We start from the raw sequence: 8,731 nt of genomic DNA, 5'->3' as shown, positions 1-8,731 counted from the left end.
TTAAATCTGCCCAATGCAGATAAACCCGTGCTAAAAGAGTGGCTTGGTGCTATGCAAAAAGAGATTCAAAAGATTGATAGGGATACTTATTTTATTACGATTACGCATTCACAAAGCCAAGCTACCAAATCCTAAAAAATGTGATTAAAAATCGTGTGGTGATTTCTGCCAAAGATGATGTAATCGTGCCAACTAACTTAAGCTACAAACTTGCCAAATCTTTAGACGCGGATTTTATCCAAACGCAAAAAGGCGGTCATTTTATGGAATCTGAAGGCTACACAGACTTACCACTCGTGATAGAAGTTTTTCAAAATTTTAGTGCAGAATCTAAACGATAATGGATATAAGGGCATTTGTATTTCCTATAGATTGTGCTACAATACGAAAAAATTGTAAATTAAAATGATTCACAAAGGAAAAAAATGAAAAATTTTCTTAAGATATTTTCAATTGTTTTGGCATTGATAGCTTTCTTTGGTTGTGAAAAAAAGGAAGAAAAATCTAAAGTTTATGTAGGTATGAATGCAGATTTTGCACCTTTTGAGTATAGAGAAGGGAAGAATATTGTCGGATTTGATGTGGATTTAATGCGAGAAATTGCTAAGATTTCTGGGATTGAAGTTGAGTTTATGGATATTCAATTTGATGGGTTATTGCCTGCATTAGAATTAGGAAAAATTGATATGATTATCTCTGGTATGACAGTAACAGAAAATCGCAAAAAGTTTGTTAATTTTTCTGATTCTTATTTTAATTCTACTCAAGTTATTTTAGTTAATAGTGAAAATCAAAATATTGGAAATTTTTCGGATTTATCAGGAAAAGTAGTTGGAGTTGCACTAGGATTTACAGGAGATTTGGTAGTGAGTAAATTGCCTAATGTATCTGTGCAAAAATTTAATACCGCATCAGATTTGATTTTGGCTTTGAAATCGCGCAAGGTGGAAGCGGTTGTTTTGGATTATGAAACAGCAAAAAATTATGCTGCTCACAATCAAGACTTAAAATTAATCCAAAGTGATGCGGCAAATGAGGAATATGCTATTGCGATGAGAAAAGATGAGGTAGAGCTATTACAAAAAGTCAATGAGGCTTTAAAAAAGATCAAAGAAAATGGAACTTATGATACTTTGATAGCTAAATATTTTGATTGAGGGCTTTGAGAAAATATGCTAGAGTATTTGGAGATATTAAAAGAAGTCTTTATTAATGAAAGCCGATATTGGTATTTAGTAGAGGGATTAGGGTTTTCCATTGCCACTACCGCGCTTTCAGCATTAATTGGAATCGCATTGGGTATTTTAATAGCATTAATGCAGCTTTCTACTTGGAGGGTTTTATCTAAACTTGCTTTTGCTTATGTGTATATCATACGCGGAACTCCTGTTGTAGTGCAATTGATGATATGGGCAAATATTGTCTTTGTGGGAGCATTGCGTGATATGCCTATTTTGTTAATTGCTGCCATTGCCTTTGGGATTAATTCTGGGGCTTATGTTGCCGAGATTATTCGTGCAGGAATTGCCGGGCTTGATAAGGGGCAAATGGAAGCAGCAAGGGCTTTAGGAATGGGTTATGCTTTATCAATGAAAGAAATTATTATTCCTCAAGCTATTAAGAGAATTTTGCCACCTTTAGTGAGTGAATTTATTGCTTTATTAAAGGAAACTTCAATTGTGGGTTTTATTGGTGGTGTGGATTTACTAAGGGCTGCAAATATCATAACAAGCCAAACTTATCGGGCTATTGAGCCTCTACTTGTAGTAGGAATTATTTATTTGATTTTAACTTCTATTTTTGCGATGCTAATGCGAAAAGTTGAAAAAAGGCTAAAAGAAAGTGATTAAAATAAAAGATTTGCATAAAAAATTTGGGGAAATAGAAGTTTTAAAAGGGATTAATGTAGAAGTTTCTAAAGGGGAGGTGATTGCTATTATTGGACCATCTGGAAGTGGTAAATCTACCTTTTTGCGATGTATTAATAGAATGGAAGACCCAAGTTGTGGGCAAATTATTATTGATGGGCAAAACATTATGGATAAGTCAGTAGATATTAATCTTGTTCGCCAAAAATTAGGAATGGTTTTTCAGCATTTTAATTTATTTCCCCATAAAAAAGTGATAGAAAATATTGCTTTAGCACCGATGAAACTCAAAAAGATTCCAAAAGAAATGGCTTATAAAAAAGCGATAGATTTACTAAATAAGGTTGGTTTGGTTTCCAAAAAAGATGTATATCCTAATAAGCTTTCAGGTGGGCAGAAACAAAGAATCGCTATTGCTAGGGCTTTGGCTATGGAGCCAGAGATTATGCTTTTTGATGAGCCCACTTCTTCTTTAGATCCAGAAATGATTAAAGAAGTGCTAGATGTAATGAAAGATTTGGCAAAAGAGGGTATGACAATGATGATTGTAACTCACGAAATGGGATTTGCCAAAAATGTAGCTAGTCGGATTCTTTTTATGAGCGAGGGTCAAATCATCGAAGATGAATCGCCCAATAAGTTTTTTACTAATCCAAAAAACCAAAGAGTGAAAGATTTCTTGCATAAAGTTTTAGATAAATAATTTATTTTTTATGCAGTAACCTTAAAATTTTGTGCTACTTTTTGGATTCTTGAATAAGTTTCCAAAATTCTTCTTCATCAATGATTTTTACACCGAGTTCTTGAGCCTTAGTGAGCTTTGATCCTGCCTCTTCTCCACAAAGCAGATAATTTGTCTTTTTGGAGATGCTACTAGAGACTTTTGCGCCAAGTGATTCTAAAATCTCTTGATAAGTCTCTCTTTTTTGTGAGAGTGTGCCAGTGATGACAAAGGTTTGATTACTAAGATTTGCATTGGTGCTATTTTGATTGTATTTGGGCTGTAGAATTGTTAGAAGATGATTGATTCTTTCTTGATTGACATGGCAAAATTCTACAAGTGAGTTTGCCATTTCTTCCCCAAAACCATCAAGCACCACAAAGTCTTCAAAACTCTTATGATAAAAGTCATTGCCAAAGGTATTTGCAAGTTTTTTGCTTGCTCCCTCGCCAATATGTTCGATTCCTAGTGCATTGATAAAACGCCACAAATCAATCCCTTTAGCCTGTTTGATAGCATTTAAAAGGTTGTGAATCTTTTTGTCTTTGAATCCCTCCAAGCCCTCTAAATCTTCATATTGAAGCGAAAAAATATCTTCAATTTTGGTAATCTTTCCAAGCTCAAAGAGCAAATCAATGATTCTTTTGCCAAGCCCATCAATATTAAGCGCCTTTTTGCTTATAAAGTGAATAAGTGAGTTTTTCACCCTTGCTTTGCAGTTTAAATTTTGGCATTTGATGAGTTTTTCTTCAATAAGTAGCTCACTATTGCAAATAGGGCAGTGCGTTGGTATTTTGCATTGCTTTTGTGTGCCATCACGCAAGGTAGGCAGTGATTTAATGATTTTTGGTATCACATCTCCACTGCGAATAAGAATCACAGAATCATTGATTAAAATATCTTTTTTTTTGATTTCATCAAAGTTATGCAGGGTTGCGCGGCTAACCTTTGCTCCCTCGATCATCACTGGCTCCAAAACAGCCACAGGGGTAATAACTCCTGTTCTGCCAACTTGCAAAATAATGTCTAAAATTTTTGCCTTTTTTTCAATAGCAGGAAACTTGTATGCACAGGCAAAGCGTGGAGCTTTTATGGTAAAGCCTAGAGATTTTTGCAATGCAATATCATCAATCCTAATAACCATTCCATCAAGCGTGATAGGATAAGAATCGCGCTTAGAAATAAGATTTTGATAAGAATCTTCTATTGCTTGTAAGTTTGAGCAGAGCTTAGAGAAAGGCGAAGCTATAAATCCAAAAGAGCGGATTTTCTCCATTAGGGCAAAAAAGCTATTTTCATTAATTTGACAAAACCCCACACCCCAAGGGATAAATTGTAGTTTGCGCTTTGAAGTGATTTTAGAATCTAATTGCCTTAAGCTTCCAGCAGCTGCATTACGCGGATTTGCAAAAAGTGCTTCCCCCTTCTCTAGTCTTTCTTGATTGATAGCTTCAAAATCATCTTTGGCAATCACGCATTCCCCACGGATTTCTATTTTATCTTTATAGGGAATGCTAAGGGGAATGCTAGGAATGGTTTTGGCGTTTTGAGTAACTTCTTCTCCGATGAATCCATCGCCCCTTGTGGTAGCCTTTTGTAATATTCCATTTTCATAAAGCAAATTGAGACTAGCCCCATCAAATTTGGGATCAATAGTAAAATTTAGATTTTCGCCCTTGCTAACTCTATTAATCCAATCTTGTAATTCTTGAGTATTAAAAATATCATCCAAACTCCACATACGCTCTATGTGTTCGGATTTGTTAAAAGATTCTAAAATACGATCCCCAACTCTTTGGGTTGGAGAATCTTTGGAAATTTGTGTGGGATTGTTTGTTTCAAAATCTTTGATTTGATGATAGAGTGTATCATACTCTTCATCGCTAACTATGGGATCATCTAAAATATAATAGTGCTTAGCCCATAAATTTAGTGTTTTGATAGCTTCTAAATAAGAATCATAGTTCATAAATTAAGCTTTAATGATTCATTATCCATAATCCCAATTCCCTTACTTAGCGTATCTTTTGCGATTTCTTTGGCAGCCTCTAAAGAGTGCATTTTGTAAGTGCCGCATTGCAGTTCATTAGCTTCTGGAATCTCATTTACTTCTAAAATATCTTTCATACTTGCTTCCCAAGCATTTTTCACAGCTTCATGACTTGGTTTGCCAATTAAACTCATATAAAATCCCGTGCGACAACCCATAGGCGAAATATCGATAATTTCAACTTTATCGCTATTTAAATGCTCGCGCATAAAACCCGCAAAGAGATGCTCTAGAGTGTGGATTCCCTCTTGACTTAAAATCTCCACATTGGGTTTGCAAAAGCGTAAATCAAAGACACAAATTTCATCACCTTTTGGAGTGTGCATAACTTTACCTAGTCGCACTGCTGGAGCAGGCATTTTTTTGTGATCAACTTTGAAGCTATCTAGGAGTGGCATAAGTATCCTTTAGAATAAAAATAAATAGCAGAATCCTACAAAAAAAATATTCATAAAAAGTTTAATTAATAGTGCTTTTCTTTAAAAAGTCTAAAATTTTTAAAGTCATACTTGAAATAGGGAGATTTTTTAGTTCTTCTTGAGTAAAGAATTCAATTTTTTGCTGGGTTTGCTGGAGTAGTTCTTGAGATTGTAGTAAATAGAGATGAAGTGTTAAATTGTATTTGGTATAAGAGTGTTTGAGGATTCCTAGCTTTTTAGTTTGGAGAGATTTGAGAGGTGAGATAAAGGGAAAATTATAAAGGTTATAATAAAGCTTGATTTGGCTTTTGGTTAAAGCAAATTTGGAATCGTGAATAAAGATGCCAATATCTAAAACTTGTTTTAGTAAGGCAGTTTTTTTGGTGGGTGTGTAGAATATAGGATTCTCTTTGCCTTGACAAAAGGACTGGAGTGGGCATTGTGTGCATTTGGGATTTTTGGGAGTGCAAAGAGTAGCGCCAATATCTAAAAGGGCTTGATTGTGATTAAAAGGTTCTTGCGGGTTAAGGATTGTCTTTGCCTTTGATTCAAGGAGTTTTGGGCTAGGGGATTGTAAAGCAAAGAATCGCGCTAAGATACGCTTGATATTAGAATCAACAAAACTCACTGCGCTATCATAGCCAAAACAAGCAATTGCACCTGCAGTGTAGCGACCAATTCCTGGAAGTTTTTGGAGAGATTCTATATCTTTGGGCAAAATACCTTTATGGGATTGACAGCAAATTTTGGCGCATTTTAAGAGATTTCTAGCGCGAGTGTAATATCCAAGTCCGCGCCATTGCAATAAAACTTCTTCTTCCTTAGCCTTAGAGAGAGTTTCTAGAGTGGGAAATTTTTCTAAAAAAGGAAAATAAAAGCGCTCTAAAATCGTTTTAACTTGAGTTTGTTGCAGCATAACCTCACTAACTAAAACCCTATAAGCGCGATGATTTGCTGTTTTATCTCGCCAAGGAAGAGATTTGCGCCCCTTTTGTTCATACCACAAAAGAATATTAGAATGCAAAAGGGGTAAATTCATCGTTAGTTAGAGATTTGGAAGGATTGTTTCTTTATAAATTTTTAAAATATTTTTAGAATCTTCAAGGCTTGGTGAGAGAAGTTTAAGCGCTAGAGAATCAGGCATAAACTGCTTTTTGATTTCTAAGATTTGCTCGATACAATCGCTAGGAGTTCCAACAATCATTGTTTTAAGTATTTTGTCTTTGTTAAAAAATTCCGTTCTAAATTCTTCATAATCACTTGTTTTGATAATGGATTCAAAAGTTGGATTACTTTCGTTGGCTTTAAGCATACATTGTGTGAAAATATCCACGCCCATTTGTGCTTTTTCTTCAGCAACTTCACGATTCTCATCTACACAAAACGCCCTTGTGAGTGTGAATTTATATTTTTTGGGATGATTGTTTTTGAAGATTTGATGAATTTGTTGTGCGCGATTTTCTTGCAGCGTTAAAGAGCCAAGAAAATTATATCCCAGGGTAGCTGCTTTTTGGAGAGTTTCATCATTATTGCTTGCAACATAAAAAGGAATCAAACCGTGTGGGTGAGGGCGGATACTTACATTATTAATTTCAAAATAATTTCCACTAAAATTAACTTGTTCTTTAAAAAGCAATTGATGCACAATTTCTGCATTTTCTAGCATAATTTCGCGGTTACTTTCTGGGTTATTACCCCTCTCAATGTTAAAGATAGGGAATGCACCTCTTGCAAATCCAAAGAGAAAACGCCCTTTAGAGAGTAAATCAAGTGTTGCAATTTCTTCTGCAATTTGAATGGGGTGATAGTGTGGAAGTAAAATAGCTGCACTCCCTATTTTGATATTTTGAGTTTGTGCAAGTGCGGCGCTAATTAGAGTTGTAATCGCAGAACAAAGCGTAAAATTATTAAAATGATGTTCTCCAATCCAAGCTTCATCTAAGCCTAGTGTATCACAATATTTGATTATTTCTAAAGCGTTCAGAATAGATTCTGCTTCATTGTTATTCCAGTTTTCTATGAGTGTAAAGATGCCACTTTGCAAAAGATAACTCCTTTTTGAATATATTTTGGTATTTTAACAAAAATATTTGGAATCTTTAGAAAAAAAGAAATGATTTTTGTTTGAAAGTTTGTAGAATCCTTAATGGTTATTAAGGATTCCACTTTTTTTAATTGTCTTCAAGCGTTTTCATATCGATGACATAGCGGAATTTTGCCTTGCCTGTTGTGAGATTTTCATATGCTTCATTGATTTGGTTTGCCGAAATAATTTCCGTCTCTGGATAAATCTTGTGTTTGAGTGAAAAATCTAGCATTTCTTGAGTTTCTTTCATACCGCCAATGAGTGAGCCATACACTTTTTTGTGTGCATTAAAAATAAGTCCTTGTGCCCCAATTTTTGGATCCACTTCAGAAGGTGGAAGCCCAACAATTCCCATTTCTCCACCAAGCTTAAGGAGCTTGAGATATGCGGTAATGTCATAAGGTGTCGGAATAGTGGAAACAATAAGATCAAATCGTTCTGTAACAACCTTGGGATCTGTGGTGTCATATAGCTTTGTAGCACCGAGTTTGAGGGCATCTTGTTCTTTATTTTTGTTTCTTGCAAAAATAAATACTTCAGCACCCATTTGCTTAGCATATTTAAGCGCCATCATACCAAGCCCACCAAACCCTGCTACAGCGACTTTATCTCCAGCCTTTACCTTGCTAAATTTTAGTGGCGCATATGTAGTAATCCCTGCACAAAGCAATGGTGCAACCTTGTCAAGTGGCGCATCTTGTGGCACCATTACAGCAAACTTTTCGCTTACTACAATGTTGTTAGAATATCCACCATAAGTAGGTTCATCATTATGGCAATAATCTTTGCAATCATAAGTAGCGACCATACCGCGTTCGCAATACTGCTCATTACTTGCCTTGCACGCTTCGCATTCCCCACAAGAATTGACCATACAGCCAACCCCTGCATAATCTCCGACTTTAAATTTGCTTACCTTGCTACCAACTGCCACAACACGCCCTGCTATTTCGTGTCCTGGCACCATAGGATAGATTCCATTGTGCCACTCACTGCGTGCAGAGTGGATATCACTATGACAGATTCCAGCATATAAAATCTCGATTAAAATGTCGCTTTCCCCCAAAGCGTGGCGAGAAAATTCAAAAGGCTTGAAGGTATCATCTTTGTGTTGCACCGCATAACCTTTGGCGGTGATTCTTTTGCCTTCTTTGATTTCATTGAGGTTTGAATCTAATAACATCTCATCTCCTTAAGATAAAAATAAAAACGCAATTATAAAAGATGAGAGTTACTCTAAGTCAAGAAAAAAACTGAAAAATTAAACAAAAAACTACTAATTTTTAGTGTTGCCTAATAACTCTTGTCATATAGGGAGTAATATGTATTAACTAGCGGAGTTATCCCTAGCCTAAGCTAGAGATAAAAATGAAATTTTAAATTAATTCTACATAAAGAGAATGAAGTTTTGAATTTTAATCTTTTTAGCGTTGTTATAGTTTTAAACTATCTATATTTTTGGAGGAGCTTAAGTGGCTACCTCCGAATTAAAACTTACTTGGTAGTTATTAGAATCTATATTTTAATCCAATGTTACCATTGATATAAGTTTCATTTTTAGAATCTACTTTACCTGCTAGAATTTGT

General features: G+C 35.1%; 9 protein-coding genes. 4 read left to right on the top strand and 5 right to left on the bottom strand.

Annotation, left to right across the window (positions count from 1 at the left end):
• The first annotated feature begins 140 nt into the window (after positions 1–140).
• The 4 genes from CCY98_RS08715 (at position 141) to CCY98_RS08305 (ending at position 2,571) form a co-directional block, all read left to right on the top strand.
• Complete coding sequence (locus tag CCY98_RS08715) at positions 141–341, top strand: alpha/beta hydrolase (protein ID WP_258440222.1); 201 nt, start codon at positions 141–143, stop codon at positions 339–341.
• Between the two features lie 84 nt (positions 342–425).
• On the top strand, positions 426–1,157 hold the full coding sequence (locus CCY98_RS08315; RefSeq protein WP_112058085.1) for a basic amino acid ABC transporter substrate-binding protein: 732 nt from the start codon (positions 426–428) through the stop codon (positions 1,155–1,157).
• Between the two features lie 15 nt (positions 1,158–1,172).
• Complete coding sequence (locus CCY98_RS08310) at positions 1,173–1,850, top strand: amino acid ABC transporter permease (RefSeq protein WP_112058084.1); 678 nt, start codon at positions 1,173–1,175, stop codon at positions 1,848–1,850.
• Positions 1,843–2,571, top strand: a complete 729-nt coding sequence (locus CCY98_RS08305; RefSeq protein ID WP_112058083.1) for an amino acid ABC transporter ATP-binding protein — start codon at positions 1,843–1,845, stop codon at positions 2,569–2,571. Before CCY98_RS08310 ends, CCY98_RS08305 begins: the two co-directional genes overlap by 8 nt.
• A 34-nt stretch (positions 2,572–2,605) precedes the next feature.
• On the opposite strand, the gene ligA is transcribed toward CCY98_RS08305, so the two are convergent.
• From ligA to CCY98_RS08280, 5 genes are all read right to left on the bottom strand, one after another.
• On the bottom strand, positions 2,606–4,558 hold the full coding sequence (gene ligA, locus CCY98_RS08300) for an NAD-dependent DNA ligase LigA (protein ID WP_112058082.1): 1,953 nt from the start codon (positions 4,556–4,558) through the stop codon (positions 2,606–2,608).
• Positions 4,555–5,037, bottom strand: coding sequence for an S-ribosylhomocysteine lyase (gene luxS, locus CCY98_RS08295; protein WP_112058081.1), 483 nt, complete (start codon positions 5,035–5,037; stop codon positions 4,555–4,557). Before luxS ends, ligA begins: the two co-directional genes overlap by 4 nt.
• Positions 5,038–5,098: 61 nt before the next feature.
• Positions 5,099–6,097 (bottom strand): A/G-specific adenine glycosylase, encoded by a 999-nt coding sequence (gene mutY, locus CCY98_RS08290; RefSeq protein ID WP_112058080.1) that lies wholly within the window; start codon positions 6,095–6,097, stop codon positions 5,099–5,101.
• A 6-nt stretch (positions 6,098–6,103) separates the two neighbouring features.
• On the bottom strand, positions 6,104–7,102 hold the full coding sequence (locus CCY98_RS08285) for an LLM class flavin-dependent oxidoreductase (RefSeq protein ID WP_112058079.1): 999 nt from the start codon (positions 7,100–7,102) through the stop codon (positions 6,104–6,106).
• A gap of 127 nt (positions 7,103–7,229) precedes the next feature.
• Positions 7,230–8,327 (bottom strand): NAD(P)-dependent alcohol dehydrogenase, encoded by a 1,098-nt coding sequence (locus CCY98_RS08280; protein WP_112058078.1) that lies wholly within the window; start codon positions 8,325–8,327, stop codon positions 7,230–7,232.
• Positions 8,328–8,731 lie beyond the last annotated feature (404 nt).

The sequence above is a fragment of the Helicobacter sp. 11-8110 genome (assembly GCF_003288905.1).
Classification (GTDB): Bacteria; Campylobacterota; Campylobacteria; order Campylobacterales; family Helicobacteraceae; genus Helicobacter_D; species Helicobacter_D colisuis.
The sequence above is the reverse complement of the archived record's forward strand: the minus strand, read 5'-3'. Positions and strand labels throughout refer to the sequence as shown.